The sequence below is a fragment of the Paraburkholderia phymatum STM815 genome (genome assembly GCF_000020045.1).
Classification (GTDB): domain Bacteria; phylum Pseudomonadota; class Gammaproteobacteria; order Burkholderiales; family Burkholderiaceae; genus Paraburkholderia; species Paraburkholderia phymatum.
Genome location: NC_010623.1, coordinates 543292 through 563994, shown reverse-complemented (window position 1 = coordinate 563994; position 20703 = coordinate 543292). Strand labels below are relative to the sequence as shown.

The 20703-nt window shown below is 61.9% G+C and carries 18 protein-coding genes; 10 read left to right on the top strand and 8 right to left on the bottom strand.

Annotated features, from left to right (window positions below; translation table 11 throughout):
* Positions 1 to 313: 313 nt before the first annotated feature.
* The 3 genes from frc to BPHY_RS18260 all read left to right on the top strand — a co-directional run bounded on the left by frc (position 314) and on the right by BPHY_RS18260 (position 3627).
* On the top strand, positions 314 to 1561 hold the full coding sequence (gene frc, locus BPHY_RS18270) for a formyl-CoA transferase (RefSeq protein ID WP_012402926.1): 1248 nt from the start codon (positions 314 to 316) through the stop codon (positions 1559 to 1561).
* A gap of 81 nt (positions 1562 to 1642) precedes the next feature.
* The gene (locus tag BPHY_RS18265) at positions 1643 to 2440 is read left to right on the top strand and encodes a fumarylacetoacetate hydrolase family protein (RefSeq protein WP_012402925.1); all 798 of its coding nucleotides are present in this window, start codon (positions 1643 to 1645) and stop codon (positions 2438 to 2440) included.
* A 158-nt stretch (positions 2441 to 2598) separates the two neighbouring features.
* Positions 2599 to 3627, top strand: a complete 1029-nt coding sequence (locus BPHY_RS18260; RefSeq protein ID WP_012402924.1) for a 2-dehydropantoate 2-reductase — start codon at positions 2599 to 2601, stop codon at positions 3625 to 3627.
* Positions 3628 to 3924: 297 nt separating this feature from the next.
* Here the strand turns inward: BPHY_RS18260 and BPHY_RS18255 are convergent, their stop codons facing one another.
* Positions 3925 to 5037 carry a porin gene (locus tag BPHY_RS18255; RefSeq protein ID WP_012402923.1) on the bottom strand — a complete coding sequence of 371 codons (1113 nt, stop codon included), beginning with the start codon at positions 5035 to 5037 and terminating at the stop codon, positions 3925 to 3927.
* Between the two features lie 291 nt (positions 5038 to 5328).
* On the opposite strand from BPHY_RS18255, the gene BPHY_RS18250 reads away from it, so the two are divergent.
* On the top strand, positions 5329 to 6117 hold the full coding sequence (locus tag BPHY_RS18250; RefSeq protein ID WP_012402922.1) for an SDR family NAD(P)-dependent oxidoreductase: 789 nt from the start codon (positions 5329 to 5331) through the stop codon (positions 6115 to 6117).
* A 119-nt stretch (positions 6118 to 6236) separates the two neighbouring features.
* Positions 6237 to 7055, top strand: coding sequence for a DUF72 domain-containing protein (locus tag BPHY_RS18245; RefSeq protein ID WP_012402921.1), 819 nt, complete (start codon positions 6237 to 6239; stop codon positions 7053 to 7055).
* Positions 7056 to 7074: 19 nt separating this feature from the next.
* Here the strand turns inward: BPHY_RS18245 and BPHY_RS18240 are convergent, their stop codons facing one another.
* The 4 genes from BPHY_RS18240 to BPHY_RS18225 all read right to left on the bottom strand — a co-directional run bounded on the left by BPHY_RS18240 (position 7075) and on the right by BPHY_RS18225 (position 10209).
* The gene (locus tag BPHY_RS18240) at positions 7075 to 7413 is read right to left on the bottom strand and encodes a hypothetical protein (RefSeq protein ID WP_012402920.1); all 339 of its coding nucleotides are present in this window, start codon (positions 7411 to 7413) and stop codon (positions 7075 to 7077) included.
* A 376-nt stretch (positions 7414 to 7789) separates the two neighbouring features.
* On the bottom strand, positions 7790 to 8089 hold the full coding sequence (locus tag BPHY_RS18235) for a DUF4148 domain-containing protein (RefSeq protein ID WP_012402919.1): 300 nt from the start codon (positions 8087 to 8089) through the stop codon (positions 7790 to 7792).
* Between the two features lie 214 nt (positions 8090 to 8303).
* The gene (locus BPHY_RS18230; RefSeq protein WP_012402918.1) at positions 8304 to 9455 is read right to left on the bottom strand and encodes a porin; all 1152 of its coding nucleotides are present in this window, start codon (positions 9453 to 9455) and stop codon (positions 8304 to 8306) included.
* 307 nt (positions 9456 to 9762) lie between these two features.
* Positions 9763 to 10209, bottom strand: coding sequence for a hypothetical protein (locus BPHY_RS18225; RefSeq protein ID WP_012402917.1), 447 nt, complete (start codon positions 10207 to 10209; stop codon positions 9763 to 9765).
* Between the two features lie 370 nt (positions 10210 to 10579).
* Here BPHY_RS18225 and BPHY_RS18220 point away from each other — a divergent pair, with 370 nt between their 5' ends.
* From BPHY_RS18220 to BPHY_RS18205, 4 genes are all read left to right on the top strand, one after another.
* Positions 10580 to 11452: a TauD/TfdA dioxygenase family protein gene (locus BPHY_RS18220; protein WP_041764367.1), complete on the top strand. Its 873-nt coding sequence runs from the start codon at positions 10580 to 10582 to the stop codon at positions 11450 to 11452.
* Positions 11453 to 11497: 45 nt separating this feature from the next.
* A complete protein-coding gene (locus BPHY_RS18215) occupies positions 11498 to 12550 on the top strand; it encodes an ABC transporter substrate-binding protein (RefSeq protein WP_012402915.1) in 1053 nt (350 codons plus the stop codon).
* Between the two features lie 268 nt (positions 12551 to 12818).
* Positions 12819 to 13658, top strand: coding sequence for an ABC transporter ATP-binding protein (locus BPHY_RS18210; RefSeq protein ID WP_012402914.1), 840 nt, complete (start codon positions 12819 to 12821; stop codon positions 13656 to 13658).
* The gene (locus tag BPHY_RS18205) at positions 13655 to 14533 is read left to right on the top strand and encodes an ABC transporter permease (RefSeq protein WP_012402913.1); all 879 of its coding nucleotides are present in this window, start codon (positions 13655 to 13657) and stop codon (positions 14531 to 14533) included. Before BPHY_RS18210 ends, BPHY_RS18205 begins: the two co-directional genes overlap by 4 nt.
* Positions 14534 to 14592: 59 nt before the next feature.
* On the opposite strand, the gene BPHY_RS18200 is transcribed toward BPHY_RS18205, so the two are convergent.
* Positions 14593 to 15135 (bottom strand): cupin domain-containing protein, encoded by a 543-nt coding sequence (locus BPHY_RS18200; protein ID WP_012402912.1) that lies wholly within the window; start codon positions 15133 to 15135, stop codon positions 14593 to 14595.
* Between the two features lie 257 nt (positions 15136 to 15392).
* On the opposite strand from BPHY_RS18200, the gene BPHY_RS18195 reads away from it, so the two are divergent.
* The gene (locus BPHY_RS18195; protein ID WP_012402911.1) at positions 15393 to 18227 is read left to right on the top strand and encodes a sensor domain-containing phosphodiesterase; all 2835 of its coding nucleotides are present in this window, start codon (positions 15393 to 15395) and stop codon (positions 18225 to 18227) included.
* 251 nt (positions 18228 to 18478) lie between these two features.
* On the opposite strand, the gene BPHY_RS18190 is transcribed toward BPHY_RS18195, so the two are convergent.
* Both BPHY_RS18190 and BPHY_RS18185 read right to left on the bottom strand, forming a co-directional pair.
* A complete protein-coding gene (locus BPHY_RS18190; protein WP_012402910.1) occupies positions 18479 to 19162 on the bottom strand; it encodes a TetR family transcriptional regulator in 684 nt (227 codons plus the stop codon).
* A gap of 117 nt (positions 19163 to 19279) precedes the next feature.
* On the bottom strand, positions 19280 to 20557 hold the full coding sequence (locus BPHY_RS18185; protein WP_012402909.1) for an NAD(P)/FAD-dependent oxidoreductase: 1278 nt from the start codon (positions 20555 to 20557) through the stop codon (positions 19280 to 19282).
* Positions 20558 to 20703 lie beyond the last annotated feature (146 nt).

Sequence of the window (20703 nt, the reverse complement as noted above, 5' to 3'; positions counted from 1 at the left end):
CAGCTGCCAGCCCCGGCATACCACGCAGCGTACGCGCCACGCGGTTTCCAGCGATATCGCCCTGACCAATGACCGGCGACATCGCGATGTAAAGGACAGCAAAGACACCGTCCATCGCTTGAGGCGACATCGCACGCAAACGCAAAAAACACCTGGGGTTTATCCCCGCTCAAAAACCGGGGAAAAAGCTTGCCCAAATAGCGGCCTGTAAATACGATATATCACATATCAGGCTCGACTTCGGAGCGGGGAAAGCAGCCCGAAGCCCGAGCAGCGCCAGCGGCAAGTATTCAACGATGATGGGAGACGTAGCATGGGCAAGGCACTCGACGGTGTGCGCATTCTCGATTTCACGCATGTGCAATCGGGCCCGACCTGCACGCAGTTGCTCGCGTGGTTCGGCGCCGATGTGATCAAGGTGGAGCGCGCCGGCGCGGGCGACATTACGCGCGAGCAGCTGCGCGATATCCCCGATGCGGACAGCCTCTACTTCACGATGCTCAACCACAACAAGCGTTCGGTGACCATCGACACGAAGAACCCCGAAGGCAAGCTCGTGCTCGAAGCGCTGATCCAGAAGTGCGACGTGATGGTGGAGAACTTCGCGCCGGGCGCGCTGGACCGCATGGGCTTTACCTGGGAGCGCATCCAGGAACTCAATCCGAAGATGATCGTCGCCTCGGTCAAGGGCTTCGGTCCCGGTCCCTATGAAGACTGCAAGGTCTACGAGAACGTCGCGCAATGCGTGGGCGGCGCGGCCTCGACGACGGGCTTCGACGACGGTCCGCCCGTGGTGACGGGCGCGCAGATCGGCGACAGCGGCACGGGCCTGCATCTGGCGCTGGGCATCGTCACGGCGCTCTATCAGCGCACGATGACCGGCCGCGGCCAGAAGGTGCTCGCCGCGATGCAGGACGGCGTGCTGAACCTTTGCCGCGTGAAGCTGCGCGACCAGCAGCGTCTGCAGCGCACGGGGGTGATGAAGGAGTACCCGCAGTATCCGAACGGCACGTTCGGCGAAGCGGTGCCGCGCGCGGGCAATGCATCGGGCGGCGGACAGCCGGGCTGGATTCTCAAGTGCAAGGGCTGGGAGCACGATCCGAACGCGTACATCTACTTCATCACGCAGGCACCCGTGTGGGTGAAGATCTGCAACGTGATCGGCAAGGAAGAGTGGGCCACGGATGCGGACTACGCGACGCCCAATGCGCGGCTGCCGCGCCTGAAGGAAATCTTCGCGGAGATCGAACGCTGGACGATGACGAAGACCAAGTTCGAGGCGATGGAAATCCTCAACAGGCACGACATTCCGTGCGGCCCGATCCTGTCGATGAAGGAAATCATGGACGACGAATCGCTGCGCAAAACCGGCACGATCGTCGAGGTCGATCACCCGGTGCGCGGCAAGTACCTGACGGTGGGCAACCCGATCAAGCTGTCGGACAGCCCGACGGAAGTCACACGTTCGCCGCTGCTCGGCGAACACACCGATGAAGTAATGGCCGAACTCGGCTACTCGCCGGCACAGATCGAAGCGCTGAGGACGGCGGGCGCGATCTGAAGATCAAGGCAGGTTCAAAACTCGTGACGCGGGCGTATTCACCGTGTCGGTCGACAAAAAATCATTGTGGAGACAGTTTCGATGACATCGTGGATACGCTTCAGGCAACCGCAAGGTCATATCGGTTTTGGCGTGCTCGCTGACGGCAACATCGAAGAATTCGAAGGCGATATGTTCGGCAGTGCCACTGCAAGCGGCAAGCAATGGAAACTGAACGACGTGGAATTGCTGAGCCCCTGCCTGCCGAGCAAGGTCGTCGCGCTCTGGAACAACTTTCACGCGTTGTCGCAAAGGCTCGGCAAGGCGGCGCCGTCGCATCCGCTGTTTTTGATCAAGCCACCGATGTCCGTGATCGGTCCGGGCGAACCCATTCGCCGCCCCAAAGGCTATAGCGGCAAGATCGCCTACGAAGGCGAACTCGGCATCGTGATCGGCAAGCGCTGCACGAATGTTGCGCCGGAAGAAGCAGACGGCTATATCTTTGGCTATACCTGCATCAACGACGTCACGGCCGTCGATCTGCTGAACGAAGATCCGAATTTCGCACAATGGTGCCGCTCGAAGGGCTTCGATACGTTCAGCTGCATCGGACCCGCGATCGAGCAGGATTTCGACTGGCGCAACGCGAATGTCATTACGCGCCTCGACGATGTCGAGCGGCAGAACTATCCGCTCGCCGACATGATCTTCACGCCGGCGGAGCAGGTCAGCATGATCTCGCACGACATGACGCTGATGCCCGGCGACGTGATCGCGTGCGGCACCTCCGTCGGCGTCGGCTCGATCAAGGACGGCTCCACGGTCATCGTATCCATCGACGGTATCGGCGCATTGCCGAATCAGCTTGCGGTCGCGCGCCAACTCGAACCGGCCGCGTGATGCCAGCACGCTAGAGAACACGCACTGAGCATGCAAATGAGAGCCGGACGCGTCATCGCCAATGAGTCGACCATGCATCGACAATGACGATGGCGCGCTGCGTCGCGGGACGCCCGGCTCGATCTCACTGATCACTTCTTGAGAATGGGAGCAGATAGATGAAGATCTGTGTTTATGGAGCGGGCGCCATCGGCGCTTATGTCGGCGCGCAACTGGCGCTTGCGGGCGCGGATGTCAGTTTCGTCGCACGCGGTCCGCATCTGGCCGCGATGCAGAAGAACGGCGTGCGTCTGCTGATCGACGATACGGAACGTCTCGTCAATGTGCGCTGTTCGTCGGATCCGCGCGAGCTAGGGCCGCAGGACTACGTGATTATCGCGTTGAAGGCGCATTCGGTGCCGGGCGTCGTCGATGCGATGCAGCCGCTGCTCGGGCCGGAAACAGCCATCGTGACGGCCGTCAACGGCATTCCATACTGGTACTTCTACAAGCATGGCGGCGAGTTCGCGAACTCGACGCTGGAAAGCATCGACCCGGGCGGCACGCAGTGGAAGAAGCTTGGACCGGAGCGCGCGATCGGTTGCGTCGTCTACCCCGCTGCGGAAATCGTCGAGCCGGGTGTGATCAAGCATGTGTACGGAAAGAAGTTTCCGATCGGCGAGCCGGACGGCACGCGCACGCCTCGCGTCGAAGCGCTTTCGCAGATGATGGTCGCGGCGGGACTCGAAGCGCCCATTCGCGACAACATCCGCGATGAAATCTGGCTGAAATTGTGGGGCAATCTCTGCTTCAATCCGATCAGCGCGTTGACGCACGCGACGCTCGACGTCATCACGAGTCACGTCGGCACGCGTGCCGTCGCGAAGACGATGATGCTCGAAGCGAAGTCGGTGGCCGAGCGGTTCGGTGTGCATTTCCGCGTCGATGTGGAGCGGCGTATCGATGGCGCGGGCGCCGTCGGTGCGCACAAGACCTCGATGCTGCAGGATCTCGAAGCGGGACGTCCGATGGAAATCGATCCGCTGCTGACCGTCGTGCAGGAAATGGGGCGTCTGGTCGGGCATGAAACCCCGACCATCGACACCGTGCTCGCGCTGATCAAACTGCGCGAGGACGTTGCGCAGCACAGGGATGTCGCACCGGCAGCCAAAACCGAACAGGCTGCGCAGAGCGCGAAAGCCGCATAAATACGGCATGGCTGCACGAGCGCGTGGCCGCTGCGTCATCGATGATTCGAAGCACGGCCCGCGCGCCATTCAATTCTCCGCGAGACAGGCTTCTTCACCCCGGCCGACGCTGTGGCGGACTATAGCCCGGCGTCATAGGCCGCTTCCAGCGCGGCAAGCATACGGGGATGCTCGTTCAGATCCTCGATGCCCAGCGTTTCGCTCTCGATCAAGCCAAGCAGTTCGAGACGCTCTTCATGCGCGCATTGAGTCGCGCGTGTTGATCTCTGGCTTCCGTCTCAGGCTCACGCGGCGCGATCAGAATACGTGCATCACGCCGACATACGCGCCCGTCTGCGATTCGCCCGGTAGTGGATTCGTATTGGCGCTGCCCGACGCATCGCGCGCGTTCGCCAGCAGAGAGAAGTTCGACTGGCTGCTGTTGCGCAGATACGCGACGGTGCCATACAGGAAGGTGCGCTGGCTCAAATGATAGGTAGAGCCGAGCACGAACATCGTCGCGTGCCCGCCGGGATCGTGCGCGGCGTCGCCCGCGCCTTCGCCCAGATGCACATAGAACGCGGCCGCCGTCACGGCCAGTTGATGCGTTGCGTCCCATGTTGCGCCGAGCCAGTAGTAGTCGGCGCTATCGGCCTGGCCCGCGGGTGTGTCGGGCGCGGAAAGGTGCGTATAGGCGCCCTGAATCTTCACACTCGACACGCGCACATTCGCACCGACGAAGTACTCGCGCGAACTCGTGAAGACGTTCGTCATGCGGCCGTTCACGTCGCGCAGTTCGTCGTAGATGCCGCGCACGTCGAACAGGTCCGAGTGATAAGTCAGCATGATGCCGTCCGAACGGCCGAACTCGCCGGGTGCGCCGTGGTTGAATCCGTCAGCCTGATTGCCGAATGCGTATTGCCCTTGCACGTCGAAACCGTAAAACACGGGGCTGTGATACTCGACGTTATTGCTCGTCTGCTGCCAGTTGCGGCCGCGCACGAGCGAGGCCGACGCGAACGCCTGCTGCACGAATGGATCGAATTCCCACACGCCATCGCTATCGATGAACAGATTGCGGCCCGCCTGAATCTGGCCGAAGCGTTTATCGGCGAGTCCGACATAGGCGCGACGCGAGAACAGCCGGCCGCCGCCCGTCGTGCCGTTCATCACCTGAAATGCCGTCTCCAGATCGAATACCGAAGACATCCCGCCGCCGAGATCTTCCGATCCCTTGAAACCCAGCATGCTGGTGCCCCAGTCGCCGCCTTCCGCGGTCCAACTGGAGGTGCTGCCGCCCGAAGGCGTGGCGATGTGGTTCAGATACTGGATGCCGCCATCGATGCGGCCATAGAGCGTCACGCTGTTTTGCGCGAAGGCGGCAGGACAGGCAAACGCGAGCAGCGCGGCAAGCCGGGTGGAAGCTTTCATGAGCGTCTCTTCGTATCCACGATCGGGTGGATAACTCGTTATGGGACGTGACGTCGGCACGCCAGGCGTTTTGCATCGATGGTCGTCACACATGCGGCGAATGTCCGATGAATGCTAGTACCGTTTGGAAAGTTCTGCTTGCAACAGTGCATGCGCTACCCCTTGTGTCCTCCCGTCTGCACGAATCGTTTTCCAGTTCTACACTCGCGAATGCCGTGTCGCGACCCGCGCGAACGGGCAATACGCGCGCGCCGGCCCTAACGCAGTGCCGCACTATTCAAAGGAACCCAGATGGATCTCAAGATCAAAGGCAAGCTCGCGCTCGTGACGGGCTCGACCAAAGGCATTGGCCATGCAATCGCGGTGGGACTCGCGCGCGAAGGCGTGCAGGTGATCATCAATGGACGTTCGCAGCAATCTGTCGATCACGCTTCAGGCACGCTGCGTGCGCAAGTGCCCGATGCGATCGTGCAGGGCTTCGCGGGCGACGTATCGGATCCCGCACAGGTTGCGCGGCTCGTCGAGCAGTTTCCGCATGTCGACATTCTCGTCAACAACATGGGCATCTTCGATCCCAAGCCGTTCGAAGAGATCTCCAATGAGGAATGGCTGCGCTTTTTCAACGTGAACGTGATGTCGGGCGTGCAGCTGTCGCGCGCCTATCTGCCGAAGATGAAGCAGAAGAACTGGGGCCGCGTCGTGTTCATCAGCAGCGAGAGCGGCATCCAGATCCCGACCGAGATGATTCACTACGGCTTGACCAAGACCGCGCAGCTCGCGCTCTCGCGCGGTCTCGCCGAAACCTGTGCGGGCACGGCCGTGACGGTCAACTCGGTGCTGCCGGGGCCGACGAGTTCGGACGGTGTCGAGGAATTCGTCGAGAAGCTGTCGGGCGGCGCGAGCTTCGAGTCCTTCGAAAAGCAGTTCTTCCAGGAGGCGCGGCCGAGTTCGATTTTGAAGCGCTTCACGACGCCCGAGGAAATTGCGAACATGGTCGTGTACGTGTGTTCGGAACTGTCATCGGCGACCAATGGTGCGGCGTTGCGCGCGGATGGCGGGGTCGTGCGCTCCGCATTCTGATCGTTCGCGTTTCCATGCCTCGCAGCGAAGCGCGCACGCTTTCGCTGCCACGCAGGGCCGCGCGCATCGGCTATTCTGATGCATTATTGCTTCCGCGCGGCCCGCAAAGGCGTGAATTCATGGCTACCCCAAAAAAGACGGTAAAAGCAACGCATATTCGTGTCGGCATTGGCGGCTGGACGTTCGAACCTTGGCGCGGCGTGTTCTATCCAGAAGGGCTCGCGCAAAAACGCGAACTGGAATACGCGAGCCAGCAGCTCACGACGATCGAGATCAACGGCACGTTCTACGGCTCGCAAAAGCCTGCGACGTTCGCGAAGTGGCACGACGAAACACCCGAGGACTTTATGTTCGCGCTGAAAGCGCCGCGCTTCGCGACGCACCGGCGAGTGCTCTCGGAAGCGCGCGATTCGATCGATCGTTTCGTCGCCAGCGGCGTGCTCGAACTCAAGGACAAGCTCGGTCCGATCAACTGGCAATTTCCACCGACCAAGCAGTTCGATGCTGACGACTTCGGCAGCTTCCTCGAATTGCTGCCCGCGCAGGCCGATGGCCGGACCTTGCGACATGCCGTCGAAGTCCGCCACAAGAGCTTCTGCGACGAGGCGTTCGTCGCTTTGGCGCGCAAGTACAACGTGGCGATCGTCGTCGCGGGCGATTCGAAATATCCGCAGATCGCCGATCCGACGGCGCCGTTCGTCTACGCGCGCATCATGGGCACGGAAGAAGCGCAGCCGCTAGGCTATGCAAAGAAGGCGCTCGATCGATGGGTCGAGCGGGCTCGGACATGGGCGTCGGGCGGCACGCCCGACGATCTCGACAGCTATGGCCGCGCCGCGCCGAAGAAGGCACGCGATGTCTTCCTGTTCGTGATCAGCGGACACAAGGCGCACAATCCCGCTGCCGCGATGGCGCTCATCGAACGCATCGGCGCATAGCCGCCGCTCGAAGCAGGAATCAGCGCTCGGGCGCTTCGAGCGTGCATGACTCTTCGGAACGCTGCGCGGGTGCGTTTGCCATGTTTCGAGCGGGCGGCTCGAACGCGGCCCATTGCGTCCAGCCGGACATCGAGCCCGGTGTTTTCAGACGCAGCGCGCGCGAACCGTCGACGAATTCGAGCGATTCGAGTTCGAACAGACTCGCAGACGCGACGCCGCCCGGCGTCACACTTCCCATCTGATGCGTGAAGTTCAAATTTCCCTCGCGCAGCAGGTCCAGATAGCTGTCGCCATGCGCGGAGGGCGGCTTGACCGTCCACCGGTTCAGCAGCGTTGCGGCGATTTCGGCATCGAACATCGTGATCTCTCCTCGCCTGAGCGCCGTAGGCCCTGATGAAGGGCCCGCAGCGCGCGGGTGTCCGCGTTGGGGCGGACAATCCGTCGATAGTTAGCGCTTTCGCCAACGCGAAAGACATATCCATCCACCACTATAGACAAAATCATGGTGCGATGCACAAAACCGGATCGAGTTCGAGGTTTAATCGTTGTTTTGAAGCTAATGTCCGAGAGCCACAGCGTGATCGGGCGAAATGGTTAGCAAAACGTTGCACGCCGTTGTGCGTTGAAAGGTGGGGGTTGGCTGGACTTTCAGGTATTTTCGACAGACGTACGGTCGTTCGTACGCACATCGCGTGATGAAATGCCGCGCCCGCAGGCGGGCGCGTGGCGCTGCATCACTGCGCGGCAGAATGTCCCGCGCCCGCTTGCGACGAACCCGCCGTGCCCGCGCCATACGCCGATTGCGCGGCGCGTTTGGCGGCGAGCCGCTGCATCGCTTCTTGCGCTTTCGCGGGATAGGTGGGATCTTCGCCGCCCCCGGCGTTGTAGCCGACGGAAGCGAGATCGGCGAGTTCCTGGCGTACCTGCGCGCGCGTGAGGCGCATGCTCGGTTCCTGTGCGTGCACAAGTGCAGGTGCGGCGGCGAACAAGGCCGCAGTCAACGTGGCGACGGCGGCGGCAACGGTGGACTTCAAGACATTCTCCCAATGACATTCCAGTGATTGCCGGCGGAACTGCATGAGCCGGCAGGAGAAAGTCTACGGGTCGCAGCAATTGGGAAAAACCGTCGAGTCAGGAACGCAGCCTTGCGTGTGGAAGAAAGATACGCGAGCTGCGCGCGCAAAACAGCCCGCCGCACGAGTGCGGCGGGCTTCGAACGCAGTTCCCGGAGGTACGAAGCGGGGTCGCTTAGAAGCGGTGACGCATGCCGATCGTCGCAACCACCTGGTTGGCTGTCGACGACGCACCGCCCGAAGTATTGATGAACGCGACATAGCCGTGTCCGATCGCGTGCTGATACATCGCTTCGGCATACACATCCGTACGCTTCGAGAAAGCATAGACGGCCTGTGCATTGACCTGATTGAACTTTGGATCGGTGCCGAACGTGCGCGAGCCGCTCGTATGGCCGTCGGTGTACGTGTCGGTGATGCCGAATGAAATAGCGGGCGTGAACGCGTACTTTGCGTTCAGTTCGTAGTTGTCGAAGCGCATCGAGCCGTTCGTCATGCCGAATGCAGCCGACTGCTGATAGTGGCTGTTCGTGTAGACGAAGCCGACCACGGCGGGACCGAACGCGTAGTTGATGCCCGCGCCGATCACGCGCTGCACGCCTGCACCGACCTGGAAGCCGCCGACACCGTTCGCCGACGATTCAGCCGTATCGATTGCGCCGCCCGTGTTCGTCGCGCTGTTCGAACCGTTGATCTGCAAATAGCCGGCCGCGACGTTCAACGGACCCCACTGGTAGCTCGCACCCGCGCTGTATGCGCGGTTCATCGCGAAGTCCGTGCTGTTCGAGAACGCGTACAACGCGCCGAACTTGAAGCCCGCGTAGTTAGTGCTCGTGTACTTGACGGCATTGCTCATGCGCACCGAGTGGTTGAGGTTGTCGTTGTCGAACGGGTGAGCGAAGCCCGTGTCGCCGAACGTACCCGCCGTGCCCGACAGCGGTGCGACGAAGTCGACGAGGGAATCGTACTGGCGACCCAGCGTGATCTGGCCGTAGTTGCTGCTGGCGAGACCCACGTAAGCCTGACGGCCGAACAGACGGCTGTGCTGGCCGAGGTTGCCGTTCTGCACGTTGAAGCCGTTTTCGAGCACGAAGATGGCCTTGTAGCCGCCGCCCAGATCTTCGGCGCCGCGCAAGCCGAAGCGGCTGCCGTTGATGGTGCCGCTCGTCGCTTGCCACAGCGGACCGCGCGTGCCGCTCTTCTGCACGTTATTGGTGTACATGAGGCCTGCGTCGATGATGCCGTACAACGTGACCGAGCTTTGAGCGTGTGCGGTCGATGCGACGAGCGCGCCGAGCACCGCGACCGCGGCGGGAATTCTTTTCATGGTTAAGCTCCAGCGAATCCAGACAGTGAGTGAAAAAACAGCCTGGCGAGTATAGGAAAACGCGGGGTCCGATTTAACGCAGTGTTGCTGCAGCAGACTCTTGCGTGCCGCGGCATGAATGCGTCATCAAATCGAAACAATCGCCGGAAAGTTCGCCGTGACGCGGCGCGCGATTAACCCGCAACGCATGAACTGCGCGGGAGAGATTACGTGGAGGGGAATTTCTATTTGATGGCAGCGTGCACCGTTTGGGCGAATAACAACAGTCGCCGTCTCTTTGCATGAAAAACGCGAGTGCAAAAGGCCCTTACCCTGCGCTGCACACGATCGCCGTCAGAACGAACGGCAGAACCTGCTTGACGGTCGCTTCGCTACCCGCCTGCTGCACGCGTACGCGCACCGACTCGGAAGGACCGGATACCACCACGCCATAGATCGAATTGGCTTCGACTGCCCCGCTGCCTTGCCGGAAGATCGCGTCGTCGCGCTGGTAGCCGAGCACGGCATACACGTGAAAGCCGAATGCGGTGAGATCGCGGCCGCGCTTCGGGCGGAACGCATTGACCGAGTTGGCCTCGACGCGCATCGGGTTGGGATCGATATATTGATCGTCGAGCAACGGCTGAATGAACGTGTGCGCATCGCTCTTGCACACCAGTTGTCCGTCGAGCTCGAGCGCGAACGCGGGCTCGCTGCAGAGTCCTGCGCCAACGGCGGCCAGCACGGTAATCGAGTGGATGAAGACCTTTGTCATGACACTGGCGCGTATGACCGTGAGACCGCTGGCCGGCAAACGCCGGTATCCGATGTTAGCCCGAACTTGTCACTCGCGTCAGCGAACGTCTGTGCGCTAGCGAGCGATATCCGCGCCGGGGCGACAGCGCGGCCACCCGTATAAGCAAATAGCGTGCGCACGGCGCGTCTGCATGCGCGGCATGCAATGTTGCGCTCGGAGCGCGACGTCCAGGCTAGCGGGACGTTTATCGCTAAGGCAGATATGAGTATGGGATTTGCTTCGTTGACGGCCCGAAACGCTGGTCGTAGATTGATTCCACCGTCGCAACCAATCAAGAACACTCAGCGTGACCACCACCGTTTCACCCCATCGCCACGCGGCGCCGCGCGTGCAATCGTCCGGCGCGCTTCAGACATTCGACATCGTTGCGTTTGATGCACCCGTCGGTGCCGAAGTGCTCGGCCTCGATCTGAATGAGCCGCTTTCCGCCGACGATTTCGCGCGTATTCATCGCGCGCATCTCGACTATCACGTGCTCGTGTTTCGCGAGCAGCGGATTACGCCCGAACAGCATGTCGCGTTCAGCCGCCGCTTCGGGCCGCTGCAAATCCACGTGCTGCGTCAGTTCCAGTTGCCCGGCCATCCCGAAGTGCTGATCGTATCGAACATTCGCGAGAACGGTCAGCCGATCGGACTCGGCGATGCCGGTCACTTCTGGCATTCGGATCTGTCGTACAAAGAGAAACCGAGTCTCGGCTCGCTGCTTCACGCGCAAGAGTTGCCGTCGGAAGGCGGTGACACGCTGTTCGCGAACATGCACCTGGCGTGGGACACATTGCCCGAGCATCTGCGCAAGGCCGTCGAAGGACGCACGGCGGAGCATACGTACCTCGCGAAATATGCGGAGCTGCAAAAGCGCAGCCCGTGGCGGCCGAATCTCTCGGCTGAGCAGGTCGCCGAAGTGAAACCCGTCGTGCATCCCGTCGTGCGCACGCATCCGGAAACGGGCCGCAAGGCGCTTTTCGTCAGCGAGCATTTCACTACGCATATTGTCGGTCTTCCCGAGGACGAAAGCCGCGATCTGCTTGGCGCGCTGTTTGTGCACAGCGTGCGCGACGAGCACATCTATCGTCATCAGTGGGCTGAGCACGATCTCGTGTTCTGGGACAACCGCTCGTTGATGCACCTCGCCGCGGGCACGCCCGATCATCTGCGCCGCAAGCTGTACCGCACGACGATCGAAGGCGACGCGCCGTTCTAGGCTGCACGCATTCTTCATTTCCGTTCCACGACTCGCGGAGTTCCCATGCTGTTTTCAATTCGCCCGGCCGCGGTGCGGCCGTCGCTCGCTCGCCGTTTTGTTTCATCGCTGCTCGCGTTGTCGCTCGGTGCAGCAGGACTCGGCGCGTCGCTCGATGCGCACGCAGAAGGGCATATTCGCGTCGCCGAACAGTTCGGCATTGTGTATTTGCTGCTGAACGTCGCGCGCGATCAGCAGTTCATCGAGAAAGAAGGGCGCAAGGAAGGGCTCGATATCAAGGTCGATTGGGTCAAGCTGTCGGGAGGCTCTGCCGTGAACGATGCGCTGCTGTCGGGCTCGATTGATGTAGCGGGCGCGGGTGTCGGTCCGCTGCTGACGATCTGGGACCGCACGCATGGCAGGCAGAACGTGAAAGGCGTCGCGTCGCTCGGCAATCTCCCGTACTACCTCGTGTCGAACAATCCGAATGTGAAGACCATCGCGGACTTCACCGACAAGGATCGCATTGCGCTTCCGGCAGTGTCGGTGTCGGTGCAGTCGCGTGTGTTGCAATTCGCGTCGGCGAAGCGCTGGGGCGACAAGGAATACAACCGTCTCGACAAGATCACGCAGGCGGTGCCGCATCCCGACGCAGCTGCCGCCATCATTGCGGGTGGCACGGAAATCACCGCGCATTTCGGCAATCCGCCGTTTCAGGAACAGGAGCTGGCTGCGAATCCGAACGCGCATATCGTGCTGAACTCATACGACGTGCTCGGCGGACCGAGTTCCGCCACTGTGCTCTACGCGACTGAGAAGTTCCGCAACGAGAACCCGAAGACGTATCGCGCATTCGTGAACGGCCTTTCAGATGCGGCGCAGTTCATCACCGCGAATCCGGACGCCGCAGCCGATATCTACATTCGAGTGAATCAGGCGAAGACGGACCGCGATCTGCTGCTGTCGGTGATTCGCAATCCGCAAGTGCAGTTCAAGGTCGCGCCGCAAAACACGTTGGGGCTGGCGCAGTTCATGTATCGCGTCGGCGCGATCCGCAACGAGCCGAAGTCGTGGAAGGATTACTTCTTCGAAGATCCCGCGACGGCATCGGGCAGTTGATCCGCGTGGACACGAAGCGCCAGAAAGCCCGCTCTTTCAGCGGGTTTTTGCTTTTCGGCACGTGTAATACATATTGCAGATGCCGCCGTTACACAAGACGCATGTGAGGTCATAGTGCGATTTGCGGCGCTTATGCAGCAAACAGCATTGAATATGCACATTCATTGGTTGGTCATGGCGGACGCTCAATTTATGGTGTGGTTTTGCTTATCGGGTGTGTCATCGTGAAAGTCATTTCGCACGCAATTCACATGGCAGGAGGCCGCTGATGGCCGCGAATCCTTCCGTGCTCTTCGGCGACCATGCCGCGACGGATACAGCGCAAGAGGCCGCGCATTCGAGCCGCCTGCTTGCCGTCGATCGCGTGAGCCTTGAATACCGCACGCGCGAGCGTGTCGTGCGCGCGACGCAGGACGTGAGTTTCGACGTGTATGGCGGCGACCGTTTCGTTCTGCTGGGACCTTCGGGCTGCGGCAAGTCGACGTTGCTGAAAGCCGTCGGCGGATTCATCAAGCCCGTCTCGGGCACGATCACACTCGACGGCGAAACGGTACGCGAGCCGGGTGCGGACCGCATCGTCCTGTTTCAGGAATTCGACCAGTTGCCGCCGTGGAAGACGGTGCTCGAGAACATCGCGTTTCCTTTGCGCGTCGCGAAGAAGCTGAGCCGCGCGGAGGCGAAGGAACGTGCGCAACACTATCTCGACAAGGTCGGTCTTGCATCGTTTGCCGCTGCGTATCCGCACACGCTATCGGGTGGCATGAAGCAGCGCGTCGCGATTGCGCGCGCGCTCGCGATGCAGCCGCGCGTGCTGCTGATGGACGAACCGTTCGCCGCGCTCGATGCGCTCACGCGCCGCAAGATGCAGGAAGAGTTGCTGCGTCTGTGGGAAGAAGTGCGCTTCACGCTGCTGTTCGTCACACATTCGATCGAGGAAGCGCTGATCGTCGGCAATCGCATTCTGCTGCTGTCGCCGCATCCGGGCCGCGTGCGCGCCGAACTCAACAGCCATCAATACACACAGGACAGCTTTGGCCGTAGCGACTTCCAGCATCGCATCGCGCAGATTCACCGCCTGCTGTTCGAAGAAATGGAGTCCAGCCGATGAGCACGCCTTCCACGTTGCTGCCGCCCGTGCGCGCCGAATACGAGCGGCCGCTCGAACCCGTCGGCGATCTTGCCGTCGAAGCACCGTTGCCCATCGCGCGGCGTCTCGCGAACCAGTCGTGGCTCAGCAAGACGATCATCGCGATCGTGCTGATCGCAGGCTGGGAACTCGCCGCGCGCGCAATCGACAACGATCTGCTGTTGCCTACGTTCGGTGCCACCTTCGCTGCGTTCGTGCAGGGCATCGCATCGGGCGAACTGCTGCAGAAGACGGCCGCATCGATGTCCGTGCTGTTGCGCGGGTATCTGCTTGGCGTCGCGCTCGCTTTCCTGCTGACCTCGCTCGCCGTATCGACACGCATCGGCCGCGACTTGCTGTCGATGCTGACGGCGATGTTCAATCCGTTGCCGTCGATTGCGCTGCTGCCGCTCGCGCTGCTGTGGTTCGGTCTCGGCACGGGCAGCCTGCTGTTCGTGCTCGTGCATGCCGTATTGTGGCCGCTTGCGCTCAACATGTACGCGGGCTTTCGTGCGGTGCCCGCGACATTGCGGATGGCGGGGCGCAACTATGGCCTGACGGGGTTGCACCATGTGGTGCTGATCCTTGTGCCTGCCGCGCTGCCGTCGATTCTTGCGGGCCTGCGCGTGGGCTGGGCATTCGCATGGCGCACGCTGATCGCAGCCGAACTGGTGTTCGGTGCGAGTAGCGGAAACGGCGGACTGGGCTGGTACATCTTCCAGAACCGCAACGAGCTTTACACCGACCGCGTATTTGGGGGGCTCGCCGCGGTGATCGCGATTGGCCTGCTCGTCGAGCATCTGGTGTTCGACACGCTGGAACGTATGACGGTGCGCCGCTGGGGTCTGCAGCAGTGACGCTGCACCATGAAGAAGCAGCGCCCGCCACACACCCACCGATAGCGCACTGCTGAAAATCACGCGGTTTTCAGCCAGTTCTCCAGCAAAGGACCCTGCGCGCCGCGCACCGGGTCGCTCTGCGGAAACGGCAAGGCTTCCATCGCGGCGCGTTCTGCTTCCGTCAGCGCGTCGCGCCGGATATCCCACTGCTGGCCCGGCGGATACGCGCCGACCACCTCGAGCGGTCCGCTCGACGATTCGAGGCAGTGCCCCGTGCCCGCCGGCAACAGGAGCACATCGCCCGCTTCCAGATGCACGACGCGGCCGCCTGGCCCGCCGACGATCACATCCGCCGCGCCCGCGGCGATGCCGAGCACCTCATGCGCCGACGAGTGGAAGTGGTGATAGTCGAAGATTCCATTACGCCACTTCGGCGGCCAGCCGTTGCGAGTGAACATCGCTTCAAATGTCTCGGCAAGTTTGCCGCCGTTGCCAGTGCCGTGCGCATCCAGCACGTCGCGATACAGGATCACGGGAAGACGCGCGTTGTTCGGCACCCAGTCGCGTGGGCCGAGCCGGAAAACGTCGGCACGCACGGCACCCCTCGTATGAGCTTGCATGTTGGCTCCTCTAACTGATGCGCCGCGCAAGCAAAGCGAAGCAGGCCATCGCGTGGGCGGCGCAGACGTGAGCTGAACAGCAAGTGCCGTTCCGCAGCAATCGGGGCAAAACCGGGTTGGAAAAACCCTTCAGGCAAACGTTTTCGGCCTTGCCGAAGTATTTTTTTGCGCGCCAGATACATCAAGTTTGCCGTCGCTTACGTCGATATAACAGGTCGAGGACGAAAACAACCATGAGACGGCTCGGGGGCTGATTTATGTGGAATGCCGATCTGTCGGCAGACGGTACGCAAGCGCAGTTGATCGACCAGGCGGCGCACGCGGCCGAGGCAGCCGGCGCGCCTTGGGCGTGGTACCGGGCGGGCCAGCATCTGGAACTCGTACGCGAAGGCGCGGCGCGGTTCGACTGGCCGCGCTCCATCGTGCCCGCGATGCTGCACGACGCCTGCGTCGAGTACGGCTGGTTCGCGTGGCCGACTGGCCGCAGGGATCTCGCGCTCGGCTGGCTGCTTGCGCCCGCGTCGTGCGCGGGCGACTCCGCATTTGCCGCGTTCGCGCGCGTGATCGGCGAACAAATGCAGGCCGATGCACTGATGCGCGCGCAAAACGTGCAGCGCGTGCTGTACGACATCGCGTATCTCGCCAGCTCGATCAGCGAGCGCGGCGAATTTCTGCAGGCGATTCACGAGCGTCTCGGTACGCTGATCGACGCTGAGAATTTCTATCTCGCACTTTACGACCGTGAAACGGGCGCCGTCACCTATCCGTACTACATTGACCTGATCGATACCGAAGCCGTCGATACGAACCACATGGACATGGTCGACCGGGAGCGGCTCTCGCTGACGGGTTACGTGCTGACGACGGGGCAGCCGCTGCTGATCGACGAGAAGGGCATCATCGAGGCAAGTGCGAGGGGGCGCTTTCATTGTGTCGGGCATCGGCCGAAGTTCTGGATGGGCGCGCCGCTGAAGAATGCGTCGGACGAAGTGTTCGGCATGGTGACGATGCAGGTGTACGACGCGACGCGCATCTATAGCGCCGAGGACCGTGCGCTCTTTCTGGTTGTTGCGCGGCACGTGGCGATGGCGCTCGACCGCATTCTGCATCGCGTCGGGCTCGAAGCCGAGGTCGCGCGCCGAACGGCTGAGCTTTCGCGTCTGAACGACACGCTGCGCGCGGAGATAGCCGAGCGCGAGCGCGCGCAGCATTTACAGGCGGCGCTGTTCGAAATCGCGGAGCTGTCGAGTCAGTCCGTCGAGATCGGCAAGTTCTTTCGCAGTCTGCACGAGATCGTCGGCGGGCTGCTGTACGCGAAGAACTTCTACGTTGCGCTGTTCGATCCCGCGACGGCGGAGGTGTCGTTTCCGTATTACATCGACGAAACGCAGCAGGAAGTGCCGACGTCGCGGCGCCGCGAGCGCGGACTTACGGAGTACGTGATCCGTCAGCGCGTGCCGTGTCTGTTTGACACGAGCGATGCCGTGCGCCTTGTCGAAGCGGGCGAGATCAAGCTGGACAGCGAGAACATCCGTTTGCGCTCGTGGCTCGGCGTGCCGCTCTTCGACGGCATCGTGGTGCGCGGCGTGCTGGTCGTGCAGAGTTATTCGTCGAGCGTGAATTACGACAGGCGCGATCAGGAACTGCTGACATTCGTGTCGCGCCATATCGATACCGCGTTGTCGCGGCGGCGTGTCGCGGAAGCGCAGCAGGCGGCGAATCTCGAACTTGAAGCGCGAGTGCTGGCGCGCACGCAGGAACTGGACGCCGCCAATGCGCGGCTCTTGCACGAGAACTATCACGATGCGTTGACGGGCTTGCCGAACCGTTCGCATCTGTACGAACGGCTGGCGGCGGCGTGGCTTGGCTACAGCAGCCGCGGCGAGCCTCTTTCGGTGCTGTTCATCGACCTGGATCGCTTCAAGGTCGTCAACGACAGTCTCGGCCATTTGTTCGGCGATGCGTTGCTCGTGGAAGTGGCGGGGCGCTTGCGCGACTGTTTGCGGCGAGACGATCTGCTTGCGCGGCTCGGCGGCGACGAGTTCGCCGTCGTCGTGCCGGGTGCGAGCTTGCAGACGGTGCTAACGCTGGCGGAGCGCATTCTTGCGGCGTTCGACACGCCGTTCAATATCGGCGAGCAGACGGTGTTCACCTCATGTAGCGTTGGTGTGGTGAGCGCGGATAGTGCGCATCACCGGGAGCCGGCCGATTTGCTGCGCGATGCCGATGCTGCGATGTATCGCGTGAAGAATCGCGGGCGCGACAGTTTCGCGGTGTTCAATCAGCAGATGCGTCGCGAGCTGTCGGACCAGATCGAAACGGAGGGCGCGCTGCGCAACGCGCTGAAGCGCGACGGCGAGCTGGTGCCGTATTTTCAGCCTATTGTCGATATCGCCAGTGGCGAGCTGGTTGCGCTGGAAGCGCTGATTCGCTGGCAGCAGCCGAACGGCGAGGTGTGGGCGCCGGGGCGTTTTCTGCCTGCCGTGGAGGGATTAAAGCTGATTGGTCGGCTCGACATGTACATGCTGACGCGCGTGGCCGAGATTCTTGCGCAGCGGGAGCATATCGACTGGCCGCCCGTGCAGGTGAATCTGTCGAGTTACAGCATGACGCGTCCAGAGTTCGCGGAAGAGTTGCTCGAACTGTTGAAGCGCTATGGCGTGCATCCTTCGCGCGTTTCACTCGAACTGACGGAGGGTGCGCTCGTTGCCGAGCCGGATCTTGCGCGCAATACGATGCAAAGTCTTGCCGATAACGGGATGAGTGTCGTGCTCGACGATTTCGGCACGGGTTTTTCGTCGTTGAGCTATGTGCATCAGTATCGGTTCAGTGGCTTAAAGATTGACAAGTCATTCGTGTTGGAGCTGACGCAGAGTGCGCGGAGCCGGGCGATCGTGCGGGCCATCGTGCGGATGGCGGAGTCGCTGGAGTTGACGGTTGTTGCGGAAGGGATCGAGGATCAGGCGACGTTGGATTTATTGCGGACGATCGGTGCTGCGCACGGGCAGGGGTATCACCTGGCGCGGCCGATGTCGCTGGAGGCGTTGATGGGATCGGCGTCGGCGCCAAGGTTACGGGTGTTGGCGCAATAGCGCAGGTGTTTTTTTGTCTGCGACGCAGTCGCCATTCTTTGTCTTTTTGCTGGTTCAGTTTTGCTGGCATTCACGGTGCTTTCTTTGCTTACTTTCTTTGCCGCCGCAAAGAAAGTGAGTGCCGCCCCGCACAGGGGCAACACCAGCGAACCAGAAGCAAAACGCGGATGCCAGCGAAAACCCAAAAAAGAGAACGACTAGTGTCGCAGACGACAAATGACCAAACGGCGACTAGCGTCGCAGACAAAAAACTACTTCTTAACAAACCTCAAAATAGCATCAACGATCATAGCGCGATGCCGCGCTCTTAGCCTCGCGTGAGACGGATCACGCCCAAAAGCGGTACCGAACGTATGCCGATTCGCAATCCGATGAAAGCACAACGAGCTAATGAGCAGATGGAGATCAATGGCATCGATATCCTCGCGAAAATCCCCTGACGCGACTCCTCGCGTCAACAGATCTTCGATGGTGTGAATCACCGTCGCATTGCGATTCTTGAAGGTCTTCACCTGCTCGATGTACTTCGCGCCGTGAATGTTCTCGATCGTCACGAGACGCACGAAGTCGCGATGTTTATCGTGATAGTCGAACGTGAACTCCACCAGACTGCGTAGCCCATCCATCGGGCTCATGTCGCTGATCTTCAGATCCTGTTCGAGCGCGCGAATGTCGCCATACACCTTCTCGAGCACCGCCTCGTACAAGCCTTCCTTGCTGCCGAAATAGTAGTACAGCATGCGCTTCGTCGTGTTGGTGCGCTCGGCGATTGCGTCGACACGCGCGCCCGTCAGTCCCATCGACGAAAACTCCTGCGTAGCTACCTCGAGGATGTTGCGCTTCGTCTCTTCGGGATCGTATTTGCGCCGCGGATGGGAGGTCTCGGGCAGGGTCTCGATATGCTCGGGCACGGTTGCTCGGCTTGCCTTTTTCATTGTGTATTCCGGCGGCGATGACGTTTCATTCTAGCATGCCGAATTCGCCGGCCAGCGCGGCCTGGCGGCACGTCGAGCCGCGCTGCGCGGCCCTTGCGGGCACGCTATGCGGGCTGTTCAGCGCGGGCGCCGTGGCCGGTCGGCGAGTGCATCGCGCGTCTGCATCGCCGTGTAGCTCAGTTGCGCGGCGGCGAGCCCCAGCGCGCCGAATGTGTGCGTGAGACCGAACGAGGCGAACGCTTCGGGCACCGGGCGTTCGCCCGCGATGGCGGCCGCCAGCAGTTCGCCCGACACCGTGGTCGGCGCCATTCCATGTCCGCCGAAGCCGACCGCGTACCAGACGCCGTCACCGCTGCGGCCGATCTGCGGCATCTTGTGCCGCGCGTAACTCATCAGACCGCCCCACGCATGCTCGATGCGCACGTGGCGCAACTGCGGATACACTTTCAGCAAATCGCGGCGCAACAGCCGCGCGATGACTTCGGGCTCGCGTTCCCGAATCGAAATGCGTCCGCCCCACAGGATGCGTGTGTCGGGCAGCGGCCGATAGTAGTCGAAGGCGAAGCGCGTGTCGTAGACGGCGGAAGGACAGGCGATCGCATCGGCCAGCCCCGCGCCGAGCGGCTCTGTCGCCATCACGTAGGTGGCGACAGGCAGCACCGCGCGCTCGACGCGCCGGTACACATTGCGCGCATAGCCGCCGCCCGCCATCACGACGTGCCGGGCGTCGATGGTGCCGTGCGCCGTCTCGACGGCAAACCCCGCGCCGTGCCGGCGTAGCGACGTGACGGGCGACTGCTCGACGATCCGCACGCCGGCTGCTTCGGCGGCGCGCGCGACACCCAGCACATACTTCAATGGATGAAAGTGAAAGGCGTTGCGCTCGAACAGTCCACCGTGATAACGCGTCGTCTTCAGGCGCGCGCTCAGCTCGGCGGCGCCGAGCGGTTCCCATTCGACGTCGAACGCTTCCTTCATCAGGCGGCGCTGGCTGTCGAGCCGCGACGGATCGTCGAACCAGTTCGCGAGGATCACGCCCGCATCGGTCGCGTCGCAGGAGATAGCGTAACGCTGGATCCGCGCACGCATCAGATCGACGGCGTCGATGGTCAACGCGTAGAGTTCGCGCGCCCGCGCAGGCCCGAGAATTCGCAACAGGTCCGCGCAATCGAGGCTGTAGCCGCCGAACACGAAGCCGCCATTGCGGCCCGACGCGCCGTAGCCGACCTGCTTCGCTTCGACCACGACGACCTCGCGTACGCCGCGCTCGGCCAATCCCAGCGCCGTCGACAGGCCCGCCAGCCCGCCGCCGACGACGCAGACATTCGCGCTCAGTTGTCCGTGCAGCGCAGGGCGCACGGGACGCTCGACGGTCGCTTCGTAGTAGCTATGCATGCGGATTTGCACAAAGGCGCGTAGTGGTTCGGGGGCGCGGCTATGTTACGCAATTTCGCGTGGATGCCGTATCCGGTATTTCAGGGTAATTTCGCACGTGGCGACGTTGCATCGGCATCGAACACGGTCTCCTTTACCCCGCCGCG

Bases quoted from the DNA above. Each gene is read 5' to 3' on its own strand.
- BPHY_RS18240 (WP_012402920.1), bottom strand. From the start codon at position 7,413: ATGTTCGATGCCGAAATCGCCGCAACGCTGCTGAACCGGTGGACGGTC.
- BPHY_RS18250 (WP_012402922.1), top strand. From the start codon at position 5,329: ATGGATCTCAAGATCAAAGGCAAGCTCGCGCTCGTGACGGGCTCGACC.
- frc (WP_012402926.1), top strand. From the start codon at position 314: ATGGGCAAGGCACTCGACGGTGTGCGCATTCTCGATTTCACGCATGTG.
- BPHY_RS18225 (WP_012402917.1), bottom strand. From the start codon at position 10,209: ATGACAAAGGTCTTCATCCACTCGATTACCGTGCTGGCCGCCGTTGGC.
- BPHY_RS18265 (WP_012402925.1), top strand. From the start codon at position 1,643: ATGACATCGTGGATACGCTTCAGGCAACCGCAAGGTCATATCGGTTTT.
- BPHY_RS18230 (WP_012402918.1), bottom strand. From the start codon at position 9,455: ATGAAAAGAATTCCCGCCGCGGTCGCGGTGCTCGGCGCGCTCGTCGCA.
- BPHY_RS18190 (WP_012402910.1), bottom strand. From the start codon at position 19,162: ATGAAAAAGGCAAGCCGAGCAACCGTGCCCGAGCATATCGAGACCCTG.
- BPHY_RS18195 (WP_012402911.1), top strand. From the start codon at position 15,393: ATGTGGAATGCCGATCTGTCGGCAGACGGTACGCAAGCGCAGTTGATC.
- BPHY_RS18215 (WP_012402915.1), top strand. From the start codon at position 11,498: ATGCTGTTTTCAATTCGCCCGGCCGCGGTGCGGCCGTCGCTCGCTCGC.
- BPHY_RS18260 (WP_012402924.1), top strand. From the start codon at position 2,599: ATGAAGATCTGTGTTTATGGAGCGGGCGCCATCGGCGCTTATGTCGGC.
- BPHY_RS18210 (WP_012402914.1), top strand. From the start codon at position 12,819: ATGGCCGCGAATCCTTCCGTGCTCTTCGGCGACCATGCCGCGACGGAT.
- BPHY_RS18200 (WP_012402912.1), bottom strand. From the start codon at position 15,135: ATGCAAGCTCATACGAGGGGTGCCGTGCGTGCCGACGTTTTCCGGCTC.
- BPHY_RS18185 (WP_012402909.1), bottom strand. From the start codon at position 20,557: ATGCATAGCTACTACGAAGCGACCGTCGAGCGTCCCGTGCGCCCTGCG.
- BPHY_RS18205 (WP_012402913.1), top strand. From the start codon at position 13,655: ATGAGCACGCCTTCCACGTTGCTGCCGCCCGTGCGCGCCGAATACGAG.
- BPHY_RS18255 (WP_012402923.1), bottom strand. From the start codon at position 5,037: ATGAAAGCTTCCACCCGGCTTGCCGCGCTGCTCGCGTTTGCCTGTCCT.
- BPHY_RS18245 (WP_012402921.1), top strand. From the start codon at position 6,237: ATGGCTACCCCAAAAAAGACGGTAAAAGCAACGCATATTCGTGTCGGC.